The 15642-nt window shown below is 69.9% G+C and carries 10 protein-coding genes; 9 read left to right on the top strand and 1 reads right to left on the bottom strand.

Annotated elements, in window-relative coordinates; genetic code table 11:
- Positions 1–26 precede the first annotated feature (26 nt).
- Positions 27–4136: an ATP-dependent RNA helicase HrpA gene (hrpA, locus tag AC3WJB_RS00225; protein WP_492677523.1), complete on the top strand. Its 4110-nt coding sequence runs from the start codon at positions 27–29 to the stop codon at positions 4134–4136.
- Here the strand turns inward: hrpA and AC3WJB_RS00220 are convergent.
- Positions 4129–4665 carry a hypothetical protein gene (locus AC3WJB_RS00220; protein ID WP_492677521.1) on the bottom strand — a complete coding sequence of 179 codons (537 nt, stop codon included), beginning with the start codon at positions 4663–4665 and terminating at the stop codon, positions 4129–4131. The genes hrpA and AC3WJB_RS00220 overlap by 8 nt on opposite strands.
- Positions 4666–4817: 152 nt before the next feature.
- On the opposite strand from AC3WJB_RS00220, the gene AC3WJB_RS00215 reads away from it, so the two are divergent.
- From AC3WJB_RS00215 to yoaA, 8 genes are all read left to right on the top strand, one after another.
- Positions 4818–6968, top strand: coding sequence for a RelA/SpoT family protein (locus tag AC3WJB_RS00215; protein ID WP_492677519.1), 2151 nt, complete (start codon positions 4818–4820; stop codon positions 6966–6968).
- 118 nt (positions 6969–7086) lie between these two features.
- Positions 7087–8865: a tetratricopeptide repeat protein gene (locus tag AC3WJB_RS00210; protein ID WP_492677517.1), complete on the top strand. Its 1779-nt coding sequence runs from the start codon at positions 7087–7089 to the stop codon at positions 8863–8865.
- A 6-nt stretch (positions 8866–8871) separates the two neighbouring features.
- Complete coding sequence (locus AC3WJB_RS00205) at positions 8872–9711, top strand: SDR family oxidoreductase (RefSeq protein ID WP_492677515.1); 840 nt, start codon at positions 8872–8874, stop codon at positions 9709–9711.
- 116 nt (positions 9712–9827) lie between these two features.
- On the top strand, positions 9828–10121 hold the full coding sequence (locus AC3WJB_RS00200) for a CopG family ribbon-helix-helix protein (protein ID WP_492677513.1): 294 nt from the start codon (positions 9828–9830) through the stop codon (positions 10119–10121).
- Complete coding sequence (locus AC3WJB_RS00195; RefSeq protein ID WP_492677511.1) at positions 10118–10420, top strand: type II toxin-antitoxin system RelE/ParE family toxin; 303 nt, start codon at positions 10118–10120, stop codon at positions 10418–10420. The genes AC3WJB_RS00200 and AC3WJB_RS00195 overlap by 4 nt, the downstream gene beginning before the upstream one ends.
- A 302-nt stretch (positions 10421–10722) precedes the next feature.
- Positions 10723–13062, top strand: a complete 2340-nt coding sequence (mrcB, locus tag AC3WJB_RS00190) for a penicillin-binding protein 1B (RefSeq protein WP_492677510.1) — start codon at positions 10723–10725, stop codon at positions 13060–13062.
- Positions 13059–13607, top strand: a complete 549-nt coding sequence (locus tag AC3WJB_RS00185) for a tetratricopeptide repeat protein (protein ID WP_492677508.1) — start codon at positions 13059–13061, stop codon at positions 13605–13607. The genes mrcB and AC3WJB_RS00185 overlap by 4 nt, the downstream gene beginning before the upstream one ends.
- A 15-nt stretch (positions 13608–13622) precedes the next feature.
- The gene (gene yoaA / locus AC3WJB_RS00180; RefSeq protein WP_492677506.1) at positions 13623–15641 is read left to right on the top strand and encodes a DNA repair helicase YoaA; all 2019 of its coding nucleotides are present in this window, start codon (positions 13623–13625) and stop codon (positions 15639–15641) included.
- Position 15642 lies beyond the last annotated feature (1 nt).

Here is a 15642-nt window from a genome sequence, read left to right as displayed (position 1 = left end):
TCGGTGCCGGTATCATGTGCGGCCCGATGAAGCATTCACGCGCGCACGACGAACCCGGCCATCGCGATCCGCAGCTGCAGGCCCTGGGCCGACAGCTGGAGGCGGTCTCCAGCCGCGACCTGCACCGCCTGCGGCAGCGCTGGCACCGGCTCGCACGCGAGCCCGATGCGGGCAGGCTCGCGGCCCTGGCGGCGGACATCGAGCGCTCGGCGGCGCGGCGGCGCGGGCGCGTGGCGGCCAAGCCGCGCATCACGCTGGATGTGGCCCTGCCGATCAGCGCGCGCGGCGACGATATCGTCGCCCTGATCCGCAGGCACCAGGTGGTGGTGATCGCCGGCGAAACCGGTTCGGGCAAGACCACGCAGCTGCCCAAGCTGTGCCTTGCCGCCGGGCGTGGCGAGGCCGGCATGATCGGCTGCACCCAGCCACGGCGGCTGGCGGCGCGTTCGATGGCGCGGCGCGTGGCCGAGGAGCTGGGCACCGCGGTCGGCGACCTGGTCGGCTTCCAGGTGCGCTTCACCGACCAGGTGTCCGAGCGCAGCCTGGTCAAGTTCATGACCGACGGCATCCTGCTGGCCGAGACCCAGCATGATCCCTGGCTCGGCGCCTACGACACCCTGATCATCGACGAGGCGCACGAGCGCAGCCTGAACATCGATTTCCTGCTTGGGTATCTCAAGCAGCTGGCTGGCAAGCGGCCGGACCTCAAGATCGTCGTCACCTCCGCGACCATCGACACCGCGCGTTTCGCCGAGCACTTCGGCGGTGCGCCGGTGGTGCAGGTGGAGGGTCGCGCCTACCCGGTCGAGGTGCGCTGGCGGGGAAATGGTGTCAGGGACAATTTTCATCCGATGCGCGCCGAGGAGTCGACGTCTACTGAGACGAAAATTGTCCCTGACACCATTTCGGACACCATTTCGCACGTAGCCGCGGTGCTCGACGAGATCACCCGTTCCGACCCGCGCGGCGACGTGCTGGTCTTCCTGCCCGGCGAGCGCGAGATCCGCGATGCGCACTTGCTGCTCTCGCGCCGCCAGTACCGGGCAACCGAGATCCTGCCGCTGTATGCGCGCCTGTCGACCAAGGACCAGGACCGCGTGTTCAAGCCAGGGGTCCTGCGCCGCATCGTGCTGGCCACGAACGTGGCCGAGACCTCGCTCACCGTGCCGCGCATCCGCTACGTGGTGGACACCGGCACGGCGCGCATCAAGCGCTACAGCCGGCGCAGCCAGATCGAACGCCTGCATGTGGAGCCGATTTCCCAGGCGGCCGCCGAGCAGCGCAAGGGGCGCTGCGGTCGCGTCGGGCCGGGCATCTGCTACCGGCTGTACGACGAGGCTGATTTCGCCGCCCGGCCGGCGTTCACCGACCCGGAACTGCTGCGCTCCTCGCTCGCCAACGTCATCTTGCGCATGCTCGCGCTGAAGCTGGGTGCGGTCGAGGACTTTCCCTTCCTTGACACCCCTGATCCGCGCGTGGTGGCCGATGGCTATCGGCGCCTCGCCGAGGTTTCCGCGATCGATGACGAGCGCCGGCTCACGGCGATCGGCCGCACCCTGGCGCGCTGGCCGATCGACGTGCAGTTGGCGCGCATCCTGGTCGAGGCGCAGCGCCTGCACGGCCTGCGCGAGGCACTGGTGATCGTGGCCTTCCTGAGCGTGCAGGACCCGCGCGAGCGGCCAGCCGAGGCACGCGCGCAGGCCGACACGGCGCACAAGGCGTTTGCCGATACCCAGTCCGATTTCGCGGGGGCGCTGAACCTGTGGCGTGCCTACCGCACGGCGCATGAGGAGCTGACGCAATCGAAGCTGCGTGACTGGTGTTCGCGCCATTTCCTCAGCTTCCTGCGCATGCGCGAATGGAGCGAGCTGCATCGGCAGCTGCTGGCGATGGCGCGGGAGTTGGGCTGGTCCGTCGACCCGGCGACGCCTGCCGCTGACGGGCAGGTTGCCGGTCCAAGGCCAAAGGGGGGACAAAAAAAAGGTCAGAGTCATCTTTCTCCGGATGGGGCGCTGGATACATTGTCACCTCGGGCGAAAAATGACCCGGACCCCCTTTCCCAGGCGCGGGTCTACGAGGCGATCCACCGCAGCATCCTCAGCGGCCTGCCCACCCTGGTCGGGCGCAAGGACGAGCGCGGCGCCTACCTGGGGCCCCGTGAGCGCAAATTCCAGATCTTCCCGGGCTCGGCGCTGGCGAAGACCCCGCCGAACTGGCTGTGCTCCGCGCAGATCCTCGACGTCGGTGGCCGCGTCTGGGCCATGACCAACGCGCGCGTGGACCCACTGTGGATCGAGCAGCAGGCGGCGCACCTGCTGCGCACCAGTTGCCGCGATCCGCATTGGTCAAAGCGCCGCGGCGCCGTGCTCGCGTTCGAGCAGGTCAGCCTGTTTGGCCTGGTCCTGGCCGAGCAGCGGCCGGTCCTGTTCCACCAGGACGCGGCGCTCGCGCACCAGATCTTCGTGCGCGATGCCCTGGTTCGCGGTGAGGTCGCCGAGCATGCGGGGTCACGGGCCACGGGCGGCATGGCCACATTGCTGCGGGCCAACCGGCGCGTATTGCAGCAGGCCGAGGAGCAGGAGGCCAAACAGCGACGTGGCGGCCTCCTTCGGCACGAGGACGATCTGGTCGCGTTCTTTGCCGGCAAGTTGCCTGCCGAGATTTCTTCGGTGCGTGCGTTCGAAGCGTGGTACCGCAAGGCTCCGCCCGCCGCGCAGGCCGCCCTGCACTGGTCGCTCGAGGACGTGCTCGCCGGTGCGGCCGGGCCCGACGCGGCCGCGTTTCCGCCCCAACTGGTGGCGGGCGGACAAGCCTATCGGCTGGAGTACCGTTTTCTGCCCGGCGACCCCGCCGATGGCGTGACCCTGCACGTGCCGCTCGCCTTGCTGAATGCACTGCCGGCGGCGCGCTGTGAATGGCTGGTGCCCGGCCTGCTGGTCGACAAGGTGGCCGAGCTGATCCGCGGGTTGCCCAAGGGCCTGCGCCGCAACTTCGTGCCGGCACCGGATTTTGCCCGCGCCTTCGCCGCCGCCGAGGCGCCGCGTGACGAACCCCTGGCCCGGGTACTCGCGGCGTTCCTTGCGCGCACCACCGGCGTCGCGGTGGGCGCCGTGGATTTCGCCGCGGTGGGCTTGCCGGCGCACCTGCGGATGCGCTTCGAGCTGCATGACGAGGCCGCCCGGGGGCACGCGCCGCGGGTGCTGGCGGATTCCCGCGACCTGGCCGGGTTGCGGGCACGCTGGCAGGCGCGGGCGCGCACGGCGTTTGCCGGCAAGACCGACCTGGAGCTGAGCGGCACCGAGGCCACGAGCTGGGACTTTGCGCACATCCCGGATCAGGTGGCGGCTGCCGGCGGGCTGACCGCGTATCCCGCCCTGGTGGACCTGGGCGATGCCGTGGCCTTGCGGGTGTTCGAAGGCGCCGAGGAGGCGCGTGCCGCGCATCGCGCCGGGGTCAGCCGCCTGTTGCGCCACGCCCTGGCTGGCGCGGCCAAGGCAGCGCGCCGGCGCCTGCCGATCCACCAGTCGCTTGCGCTGCAATACCTGCCGCTCGGCACCCAGGAAAGCTTGCGCCACGACCTGGTCGAAGGCGCATTTGCAGACGTGCTGGCCATCCACGAGCTGGCCGGCGTGCGCGACGCCGATGCGTTTGCCGACTTGTGCGCGCAAGCGCAGCGCGAGCTGGTGGCGGCGGGCATCGAGCGCCTGGAACTCGCTGAGGCCATCATCGGGGCGCATGCACAGTTTCAAGCCTGGCGACGCCCAACGCGGCAGGGGTTTGCCCGCGAGAGCTACGCGGACCTGGAGGAACAGCACGATGCCTTGCTGGCGCCCGGCTTCCTGCGCACCTTGCCGCGCGCGCGCCTGGCCCAGCTGCCACGTTATCTCAAGGCGATGCGCCTGCGTGCCGAGCGCCTGCGCCAGGACCCGGCAAAGGACCGACAGCGCCTGTCCCAGGTCTTGCCGTACTGGCGGGCCTGGCTGCGGCACCAGGCCGCTGGCGCCGATGCCGAGGCGTTGGACGATTTGCGCTGGTTGCTCGAGGAGTGGCGCGTGTCGCTGTTTGCGCAGGAGCTCAAGACTGCCGAGCCGGTGTCGGCCAAGCGCCTGGCGCGCGCCTTGGCGCGGCTTACTTGACGCGTTGCACGTGGACCAGCAGGTTGCAGCTGGGCACGTCCATCAGCCAGTTGCCGAACAAAGTGGGCTTGATCTTGACCTGCGGGCTGTCGGCAGCGTTGCACATGGGCTTGTCATCGCCGACCTGCTGCCATTGCTGACCGTTGTCGAGGCTGAGCAGAGTGTCGCCACTGAAGCCGGTGAAGGAACCGACGACGCGCGCCTGGAAGGCCTGGCGCTTGGTACTGGGCCGCCTGGTTCCGGCTAGCGGCTGGATCGCCGGCTCGGCCGCCGCGGCGCTGCTGACGTCGGCTGCGGCTGCAGCTGGTGAGGCGGCGCCGGCACCGACGCTCGAGCCCTCGTGCGTGGCCAGCCACTGGTTGAGCGTCGCCAGTTCCTGCGCCGACAGTTTGTTCAAGCCCGCGTCATAGAACTCCGCTGCACTCATACGCTCCTGCAGGTTGCCGGCTTGCTGCGCGAAGGCGGGCAGCACGGCGGACGCCAGCAGCAGCGTCGCAATGGCGGTCACCGGGCGGAAACGGATCCTCATGGGCTGGTCCTCGGCAAGGATGGCGTTGGCAATACCGCGAAGTGTGCGCGGTAGCGGGCGTCGTGCCAAGCGCCCGCGCTCCCAGCCCAGCGTGGCATGGCGCGGGCTCATACAATGTCCGGGTGTGGGCAGGCGTCGAGGAGAGGTGGGTCATGGTGCGCGTCGCTATCCCGGCTACGGATCTGGAGCGCTGGCGCGCCAGTGCCGAAGACGGCCTGCCGCCGCTGCTCGCTGCGGCCTGTGACGCGGGCATTGCCGCCGGGACGCTCGACGAGCGTGAATGCTGCGACGTGCAGGAATCCCTGGCACGGCTCGGTTGTGACGAACCGACGCGCGCGGCCGCGCTGTGGTTTGCGCTGGCCCTGGCCGACCCGGTGCGCTGGCAGGCCGAGCGCGCCGCGCTGCCGGCCGAGGTGCAGCGCCTGGTCGACGGCCAGCAGGCGGCCGAGCGGGTGTGGGCGCTGCATGCACAGCAGCGCACGCCGCAGGCCGCGCTCGAGGGCTTGCGTCGCCTGCTGCTCGCCATCGTACGCGACCTGCGCGTGGTGTTTACCCTGCTGGCGCGCCAACTGGCGCAGATGCGCGTGGCGGACCGCCTGTCACCCGACCGCGCCCAGGCGCTGGCACGGCTGACCCGGGACATCCATGCCCCGCTGGCGAACCGCCTCGGCATCTGGCAGCTCAAGTGGGAGCTCGAGGACCTGGCGTTTCGTACCTTGCAGCCGGACATCTATCGGCGCATTGCCGGGCTGCTCGATGAGCGGCGCAGCGACCGCGAGCGCTTCATTCGCGAGGTGATCGCGCAGTTGCAGCAGGCGATGGCGGCCGCCGGGGTGCAGGCCGAGCTGGGCGGCCGGCCGAAACACATCTATTCCATATGGAAGAAGATGCAGCGCAAGGACCTGGGTTTTTCCGAGCTCTATGACATCCGCGCGGTGCGCATCCTGGTGGCCACGGTCACTGACTGCTATGCGGCGCTGGGCGTGGTGCATACACAGTGGCAGCACCTGCCGGCCGAGTTTGACGACTACATTGCCCGGCCGAAGAACAATGGCTACCAGTCGCTGCACACGGCCGTGCTCGGTCCCGGTGGCCGCACCCTGGAAGTGCAGATCCGCACCCATGAGATGCACCGGGCCAACGAGCTCGGCGTGGCTGCGCACTGGCGCTACAAGGAAGGCGGCAGCGGCGACGCCAGCTTCGAGGCCAAGATCGCCTGGATGCGCAAGCTGCTGGAGCCGCACGACGCGGCCGATGGCGAACTCGGCGAGGAACTCGCCACCGAATTGCTGGAAGACCGCGTCTATGTGCTGACCCCGAAGGGCGAAGTGTTCGACATGGCGCGTGGCGCCACCGTGCTGGACTTCGCCTACCTGGTGCACAGCGAGGTCGGCCACCGTTGCCGCGGGGCGAAGGTCAACGGGCGCATCGTGCCGCTGACCTTCCAGCCGCGCAGCGGCGACCGCATCGAAGTCCTCACCGCGAAGGTTGCCGAACCCAGCCGCGACTGGCTCTCCCCGCACCATGGCTACCTCAACACGCCGCGGGCGCGGGCCAAGGTGCGCTCCTGGTTCCGCCACGTGGCCATCGACGCGAATCTCGCCGTGGGCCGCGGCATGCTCGAGCGCGAACTCAAGCGCCTGGGCCTCGGGCACGCCGACATTGCCGGCCTGCCGGCGCAGCTCCGTGTCAGGAACCAGGATGAGCTGCTGGTGGCGCTGGCCTTGGGCGAGATCACCAGCGGGCAGATTGCGCGCGCCATGCAGGACCTGGTCGAGCCGCCAGCGCCTGCGGCGGCTGCCAAGAGCGCGCCCGCCGCGACGCCGGCGCGCAGCACCGCGCCGGAGGCTGCCGCGCTCAGCATCGACGGCATCGGCAACCTGCTGACCGCCCTGGCACGCTGCTGCCAGCCGCTGCCTGGGGATGCGGTCAAGGGCTACATCACGCGCGGTCGCGGGGTGACCGTGCACCGCGCCGGCTGCCGCAGCCTGGCGCGGCTGGCGCTCCGCGAGCCCGATCGGGTGGTCGACGTTACCTGGGGTGCGGTCGGCACGCGCGCCTACGAAGTGGAGATCGTGGTGCGCGGCTACGACCGCCGCAACATGCAGCGCGACGTCACCGATGTGGTCAGCAACTCCGAGGCGCGTATCGTGGCCTCGTCCAGCCGGGTGTTTGCCGACAGCGGCGAGGTCGAAGTGCGCTTTACGCTGCGCGTGCATGATTTCGGCCAGCTCTCGGAGCTGCTGGACAAGCTCGCGGCGCTGCCCAACGTGATCGACGCGCGACGTATCGGCACGGGCTGAAAGCGCGATGTCCGACAGCCCGGCACGGGTCTCGCACAAGCTGAATGGGCGCGTGCAGGCTGCGGTTGCCCTGCGCGGGTCGATGCTAAGCTCACCCGGCACCGTGCAACGAACCACCATGACGCGACGTCGAGATCCCTACGAAGAGCGCCCGGCCGGGCGGACCGAACCGACCCTTGGCGACTTGTCCGGCCTGGATGCAGAGCAAGCCGAGCCGGCGGCCAGCTTTTCCGCCACGGCCGGCGAGCGCCTGGCTCCGGCGCCACCACCGCCGCGGCATCGGCGCACGTGGGTGGTCGTCGTGCTCCTGCTGCTCGCGGCGGTGGTTGCCGTGGCCTGGATCAACCAGGGCCGCCTGCGCGGCATGGTGCCGCGCACCGCACTCAACGATGTGCTCGGCCGCGCCCAGCAGGCACTGCAGCAGGGTCACCTGGTCGGCAGCGACGGCAGCAGTGCGCGCGAATTGTTCCAGGCCGTGCTGGCCATGGAGCCGGACAACGACGCGGCGCTCAAGGGCCTGCAGCAGGTTGGCCGCGACCTGGTGGCCGATGCCGATGCGTCCTTGCGCGCCGGTCAAGTCCAACAGGCCGCGCTCCAGGCTGCGCAAGCCCGCGAGCTGCTGGGCGGCGGCAGCGACCTGGACCAGCTCGACCGCCGCATCCAGGCGGCACGCGCACCGGGCCCGGCAACCCCCGACCTGGTGGCGCGGGCGCAGCAGGCACTGGCGGCCGGCAAGCTCGGTGGGGCTGATGGCGCTGCGGCGCTGTATGCGGAAATTGCCCGTGCCGATCCGGGCAGCGCCGTCGCCCGGCACGGCTTGGACCAGGTTGGCGTCGCGCTGGCGACACGCGCGCAGCAGGCCCTGGACGCGCATGAGCTTGCTGCTGCCGATGCCCTGATCCAGCAACTGGCCACGCTGCAGCCAAGCAACGGCGCCTTGCCTGGGTTGCGGGCGGCGTTGACCCAGGCGCAGGGTGCGGCGCCCGCCGGCGCGACGACCGCGGCGGTAGCCGGTACCGCTGCGGCCACCGCGCCAGCGCCATCTTCGCCCTCCGCACCGCCGGCACCGGCGGTGGATGCGAACGCGCTGGCCGCCGAACTCGACCAGGCCCAGGCGGCCCTGCGCGCCGGCCGCATTGCCGGGGCCGGCGACGATACCGCGCTCGCGCATTACCGCGCCGCGCTCAAGCTCGATCCGGACAACGCGGCGGCCCGTGACGGGTTGCGCCTCGTGGCCAGGGCGCTGACCGTGCAGGCCAATGTAGCCATCGACCTGCATGACGGCGCGCGCGCCGCCAGCCTGCTTGACCAGGCGGCAGCCCTGGATCCGGATTCGGCCCAGGTGGCTGCGGCGCGCGCCCGGCTGGGGCCGCCGCAGCGCGGCGATACAGCGGTAAAGATGGCTGGCGACGACGCCAACGCCGGGCTGGCCATGGCCGCGCCCATGGAGTTGACGCCGCAGCAGCGCGCCGAGATTGCCGACCTGGTGCGCAAGGCCAAGGCCGCGACCCAGCGTGGCGACATCATGATGCCGCCTGGCGACAGCGCCTACGACCTGTATCGCAGCGCGCTCGCCATCAACGGCAATGATCCGTCGGCATTGCAGGGCATGCACGACCTGCCGGATCAGGTGCGGGCGCGCTTCCAGGGCGAGTTGTCGGCCGGCAGGCTGGCCGCGGCCAACAACGCCTTGGCCGATTATGCGGCCCTGAGTCCAAACGATGCGCGGCATGCCGCCATGGCGACGCGGCTGGCTGGTGCCTGGCTCGACCAGGCCCGCCAGCGGCTGGCCCAGGGTGATCGCGCCGGGGCAGCGCAAGCGCTGGATCGGGCGCGGCGGCTGGCGCCCAATGACCCGCGTGTGGCCGAACTGAGCGCGCAACTGGCGAGGTCCTGAAGCGGCATGGCCGTACTGGTGTTTGGGGCAAGCAGCCAGATCGGACATTTCCTGTTGCCGCGCCTGCTGGCCAGCGGCGAGCCGGTGTTGGCTGTCAGCCGCGCGCCGCGGACGTCGTCGGCAGAGCTGACCTGGCTGCAGGGCACGCTCCCGGATCGGGTGCCCGACGTGCCCGTGCTGTCGGCGGTGTTGTGTTGTGGCCCGCTGCCCAACCTGGCGGCCTGGCTGGAGCGCGCGCCGCTGGAGCATGGCCCGCGCGTCGTGGCGCTGAGCTCAATGAGTGCCGAGGCCAAGCGTGGTTCCAGCGTCGCCGCCGAGCGTGCGCTGGCGCAGCAGTTGCTGGCTGGCGAGGCGGCCCTGGCCCGGGCCTGCGACCGCGCCCACTATGCCTGGACCGTGCTGCGGCCGACGCTGGTCTACGGCGCCGGGCTGGACCACAGCTTGACCCCGCTGGCGCAGCGGGCCGCACGCACCCGGGTCTTTCCGCTGCCGGCCGGACGTGGACTGCGTCAGCCGGTGCATGCCGATGACCTGGCCCAGGCCATGTTGGCCGCGCTGGAGTGCCCGGCCGCGGCCGGGCGGGTGCTGGCCATCGGCGGCGGTGAGCGCCTGTCGGCCCGGGACATGCTGGCCCGCGTGCGGGGGAGCGTGCCGCGCCGCAGCGTGCCGTTGCCGCTGCCGCGCTGGCTGTTGCGCTGCGCCGGTGGCGTGATGCCGCGCTGGCGTGGACCGCTCGCCCGCCTGCAACTCGACCAGGTCGCCGACAATACCGAAGTGCAGCAACTGCTCGGCATCCAGCCGCGCCCGTTCCACCCCGACGCCGCCACGTGGGGCCTGCCGCCCTGAGCACTGCGTCATGCTCGACATGGGGGCTCGAAACGCGCAAGGTCACGCTTGGCCGGGTCCTCGAAAAACTTGTCTGCGTGTTACGATGCACGTGTTACGTAACACGAGAGGCGACCATGAATGAAGCAACCTTCACCTTTCGGGTTGACGAGGCGCTGAAAGCCGATTTCACCGACGCGGCGAAAGCGCGCGATCGTACGGGCGCGCAACTGCTGCGTGACTTCATGCGCGTCGTGGTGAGCCAGCAGCAGAATGCCGCTGAATACGACGCCTGGTTTCGGCGCGAGGTAAAGGCCGCCCTGATGGAAGCCGATGACCCGGCCACGCGCTGGATCTCCAACGCGCAAGTAGAACGGGATGGCGCGGCATGGCGCCGCCGCCTGCAGGCCGGCAGCAAGGGCAAGCGTTGAAGCTGGTCTGGCTGCCACTGGCGCAGCAACTGCGGTTTGCGCAACTGGACTACATCGCCGAACAGAATCCGCACGCGGCGTTGCGGGTGGATTCCGAAATCACGCGACAGGTGCGCAGCCTGCAAGACCATCCTGACATGGGCCGCGTGGGGCGGGTCAAGGGTACGCGCGAACTGGTGATCCAGCGCACGCCGCTCATTTTGGTATATCGCGTTCGGCCTGGGGACTCACGCATCGAAGTGCTGCGCGTGCTGCATGGGGCGCAACAATGGCCACCGGTGCGGGATCCAACGCTGTAGCGCAAGAGGCGCCGTTGCGCGCTTTGTCACCGCCGATGCGGCCGTCGGCAATGGCTATATGCAGGCCCCACCTGCGTTCACGGCCCAAATCGGTCGCGTTATTGATCGATCCGCCGTAGCTTGACTATGGCAAAAGTTGTACGCGACCAGCCGGGCGGTGCGCGGCGCAGGTTTCAGGTTGCCCTGGTGGCGAAGTGTGTAGCTCAGGGCAGAAGGTGGTTGCTGCCAGGCAAGGCGCCGTTCATCCGGGCGCGGGGCGGGTGGCCCTATCATTGGCGGCTGGTTTGCCGGGTTTTTCGACGTTGCTGACTCTCGAGCGCATCAGATCGATCGCGTCGCGCTGCTGGCGCTGGCTGCGCATTCCGGCGTGGATTGCGCTGGGCCTCGGTGTCGGCTTCGTGCTGCCGTATGTGCTGGTGCTCAACCAGCGCGTGCAGGATCGCTTCAACGACCTGGTGTTTGCCGTACCGACGCGGGTGTACGCGCGGCCGCTGCTGCTCGCGGCGGACACCCCGATGACGCCGGCGGCATTGAAGCTGGAGCTGACCTTTGCCGGCTACAGCGAGGACGGCCACGGCCAGGTGCCGGGCAGTTGGACTGCCAAGGGCGGGAGCTATCTCATCTCCTCGCGCGGCTTCGCTGGCCCGGACGGAGGCGAGTTGCCGCGGCGCATCCGCGTCGTGCTGGCCAAGGGCGTGGTGCAGTCGGTGCGCGATGCGGCCAATGGCAAGGTGCTGGCCGCCGTCCACCTCGATCCGGCGCGCATCGCCACGCTGTACGGTGCCAAGCAGGAGGAGCGCCGCTTTGTGCGCCTGGCCGACGTGCCGCCGCTGTTGCTCAGCGGCTTGCAGGCAGTGGAAGACCGCAATTTCAAGCACAACATTGGCATCGACTTTGGCGCCATCGCGCGTGCCGCGTTTGCCAACCTGCGCGCCGGACGCACCGTGCAGGGCGGCTCGACGCTGACCCAGCAATTGGTGCGCAACCTGTTCCTGAGCCGTGAGCAGACGCTCACGCGCAAGATCAACGAGGCCTTGATGGCAATCCTGCTCGAGGCCCACTACGACAAGGGGCGCATCCTCGAGGCCTACGTCAACGACGTGTTCCTTGGCCAGCAGGGCGCGCAGGCCGTGCATGGTTTTGCCGCCGCGTCGGAGTTTTATTTCGGGCGTCGGCTGCAGGATCTGCGGCCGCAGGAGATTGCCTTGCTGGTCGGCCTGGTCAAGGGACCGAGCTATTACGATCCGCGTCGTGCCCCGGAGCGCGCGCTGGCACGCCGCAACGTGGTGCTCGGGGAGTTCTCCACCACTGGGCTGCTCGACGCCGCCCAGCTCAAGGTGGCGCAGGCGGCACCGCTGGACATCGTCCGCGATGGCCGCCTGCCGCAGGACCGTTTCCCGGCATTCATGGACCTGGTGCGCAAGCAGATCACGGCGGACTTTGACGACGAGGCGCTGCGCGCCGGCCGGCTGTCGATCTTCACCACGCTGGACCCGGCGGCCCAACTGTATGCCGAGCAGGCGGTGGGCAGTGCGCTGGAAAGCCTCGGCAAGCGCGGCAACGGCATCCAGGCGGCTGGCGTCGTCACCGATGCGCACAGCGGCAGCGTGCTCGCCGTGGTCGGCAGCCGCGTGGCCGCCGATCCGGGTTTCAATCGCGCGCTCGATGCACGGCGACCGATCGGTTCGGCGATCAAGCCGTTCGTCTACCTGGTCGCCTTGACCCAACCGGGGCAGTGGAACCTGGCTAGCCAGCTCGACGATGCCCCGGTCAGCATGCGCCAGCCGGACGGGACGCAGTGGACGCCGCACAACGACGACAACGAGGTGCATGGCCAGGTGCCGATGGTCGATGCGCTGGCGCATTCGTGGAACCTGGCCACGATCCATCTCGGCCTTGCCGTGGGCGTGCCGCGGGTCAAGGCGTTCCTGGAGTCCTTCGGCCTGGCCAACGTCAATCCCAGCCCGTCGCTGCTCATCGGTGCGCTCGACCTGGCGCCGGTGCAGGTGGCGCAGTTGTACCAGTATCTGGCGGCGGATGGCCATGCCTTGCCGCTGTTGGCGGTGCGCGGCGTGCTCGACGGCAGCGGGCGCACCATCAAGCGCTACGAGGTGCAGGGCGGCAAGGGCGAATACCAGGAGGCCGTGCGCCTGGTCACCTGGGCCCTGCAGCAAGTGGCGGTGTACGGCACCGCGCATTCGATCGGCGACAGTGGCCTCGCCTGGCTGCATGCCGCGGGCAAGACCGGCACCACCAACGATATGCGCGACAGCTGGTTTGCCGGCTATACCGCCGATCACCTGGCGGTGTTCTGGATGGGCCGCGACAACAACAAGCCGACCACCTTGTTTGGCGCCACCGGCGCCTTGCGCGCCTGGCGGGAGCTGTTCACCCGGCTGCCCACGCGGCCGTTGCCGAGCGCGCCGGGTGACGGGCTCGAGATGGCCTGGGTCAATCCGGTCGATGGCAAGCGCATCGACCAGCAATGTGCCGGGGCGATCGAGGTGCCGGTGGTGGCCGGGTCCTTGTCGCCGGAGGCCGAGAACTGTTTCTGGCAACAGGTGTTTGGGATTGGTGCGCAGCCGGCAAGCCCCGCGAGCAGCGGGCCTGCGGCGGCGCCCGGCAATGGGGTGGAGCAATGAGCAGTTTGGGAAGGCTGGCGGTGCGCCCGCTGTTGGTCGCATCGATCGTCCTGGGCACGGTGAGCGGATGCGGTTGGTTCGCGGCGCAGCCGCCGCCACCCGCTCCGCCGCCGCTGGCGCCGGTGCCGACTTACGACCTGGTCGCCGCGGTGCGCGCGGCGGGTGAGCGCGAAAAATCGGTGATCACGGTCAACGGCCTGGTCGATCCCGGCGTCGCCGCATTGCAGGACACGGCCGCGCGCGAGGAGCAGGCGGGGCACTTCGACCAGGCGGCGGCGACGCTCGACCAGGCGCTCAAATTGAGCCCGGACGCGCCGGATGTGCTGCAGGACCGCGCCGAAGTGGCGATCCGGCAAAAGGAGTTCCCGCAGGCCGAGGCGCTGGCGCGCAAGTCCTGGTCGCTTGGGCCCAAGCTGGGCTCGCTGTGCGCGCGCAACTGGCAGACCGTCGTGGAGGTGCGACTGCAGGCGCGGGATGCCGCCGGCGCCGCTGCGGCGCGCAAGTCCGTCGCGGCGTGCCACAAGCCCGGGGTCACGCGGTACTGACGCGCTGCCGGGGCGATGACCATACGCGATGAGGTCGGCATGCCGGACCCCTGGCAACTGCTCGGGGCCGACGGGCCGTTTGCGCGCGAGCTGCCGAACTTCGTCCCGCGCGCCGCGCAGCAGGAACTGGCGCTTGCCGTGCAGCAGGCGATTGCCGGGCGCGAGATCCTGGTGGCCGAGGCCGGCACCGGCACCGGCAAGACCTTCGCCTACCTGGTGCCGACGCTGCTGGCCGGCGAGCGCGTGATCATCTCCACCGGCACCAAGACCCTGCAGGACCAGTTGTACTTCCGCGACCTGCCGCGGGTGTGCAGCGTGCTGGGGGTCAAGCCGCACACCGCGCTGCTGAAAGGGCGCTCCAACTACCTGTGCCAATACCGCCTGCAGCAGACCGTGGCGGACAGCGCGTCCTTGCCGCCCGAGCAGCTCGGGCAACTTGCGGCCATCCGCGCGTGGGCTGCGCGCACCGTGCGTGGCGAGTGCGCCGAATGCACCGAGGTGCCGGAGTCCTCGCCGCTGTGGCCGCGGGTGACGTCCACCGCGGAAAATTGCCTGGGAGCGGAGTGTCCGTTCTACGACCAATGCCATGTGTTCAAGGCCCGCCGCGAGGCGCAGGAGGCGGACGTGGTGGTGGTGAACCATCACTTGTTGTTTGCCGATCTGGCGCTGAAGCAGGACGGCTTTGGTGAGATCCTGCCCAATGCCGCCGCGTTCATCCTGGACGAGGCGCACCAGTTGCCCGAACTGGCGGCGCAATTTTTTTCGCGCAGTGTGAGCGCGCGGCAGTTGGCCGAGTTGGCGCGCGATGCGCTGGCCGAATGTGCCGGCGTGAGCGGCGCCATCAGCCTGCTGCTCGATCCCATCCAGGCCTTGCAGCTCGCCGAGCGGCGTCTGCGCCTGGCCCTGCGCGGCCTGCCGGCGCGAGGCCCGGTGCCCGCGCTCCTGGCTGACGCGGAGGCGGCGACGGCGCTCTCCACCGTACGCGAGGCGTTGCTGGGCCTGCGTGAGGTGTTGCACACGCAGGCCGAGCGTTCGCGCGGCCTGGCCAATCTCGACGAGCGCGCGACATCCTTTGCCACGCGCCTGGAGCAGGTCGCCGCGACCGCGCCCACAGGCGGCGAGGACGATGACGCGCAGGTCGATCATGGCGGGCAAGCAGCATCGGCCGCGGACGTGCGCTGGTACGAGCAATCGCCGCATGGCTTCGTCCTGCATGTCACGCCGCTGGACCTGGCTGCGCCGATGCGCGCCTTGCGCGAGCGTACGCAGGCGGCGTGGATCCACACCTCGGCGACGCTTGCCATTGGTGGCAGCTTCGAGCACTTCAATCGCCAACTCGGCCTGGATGCGCCGCACACCCTGCTCCTGGAGAGCCCGTTCGACTACGCGCGGCAGGGCCTGTGCTACCTGCCGCCGCAACTGCCTGATCCGCGTGCACCCGACTACACGGCGGCCGTGATTGCCGCCGCGTTGCCGGTGCTCGAGGCTTCCGCCGGGCGCGCCTTCCTCCTCTTCACCTCGCACCGGGCGCTGCGCCAGGCTGCCGAACTTCTGGAAGGCAAGGTGCCATGGCCGCTCTTCGTCCAGGGCAGCGCCCCGCGCTCACGCCTGCTCGAGGCGTTCCGTGCCAGCGGGCATGGCGTGCTGCTTGGCGCGGCGAGTTTCTGGGAAGGCGTGGACGTGGCTGGCGAAGCCTTGAGCGTGGTACTCGTCGACAAATTGCCATTCGCCGCACCGGATGATCCGGTGCTGGCAGCCCGCCTGGCCGCGCTGGAGCAGGCGGGCATCAACCCGTTCATGGGCTGGCAGGTGCCGAGCGCCGTCATCGCGCTCAAGCAGGGCGTCGGCCGCCTGATCCGCGACCGGCACGACCGCGGCGTACTGGTGCTCTGCGATCCGCGCCTGTCCGGCAAGGGCTACGGCAAGCTCTTCCTGGCCAGCCTGCCGCCCATGCCACGTACCCGCGAGCTCACCGACGTGCAGGCCTTCTTCGCCGACGATTCTGTCGCGATCGGCCACGGGCAATCTGACTAGG

This window comes from Rhodanobacter sp. FW510-R10 (assembly GCF_058781105.1).
The sequence above is the reverse complement of the archived record's forward strand: the minus strand, read 5'-3'. Positions and strand labels throughout refer to the sequence as shown.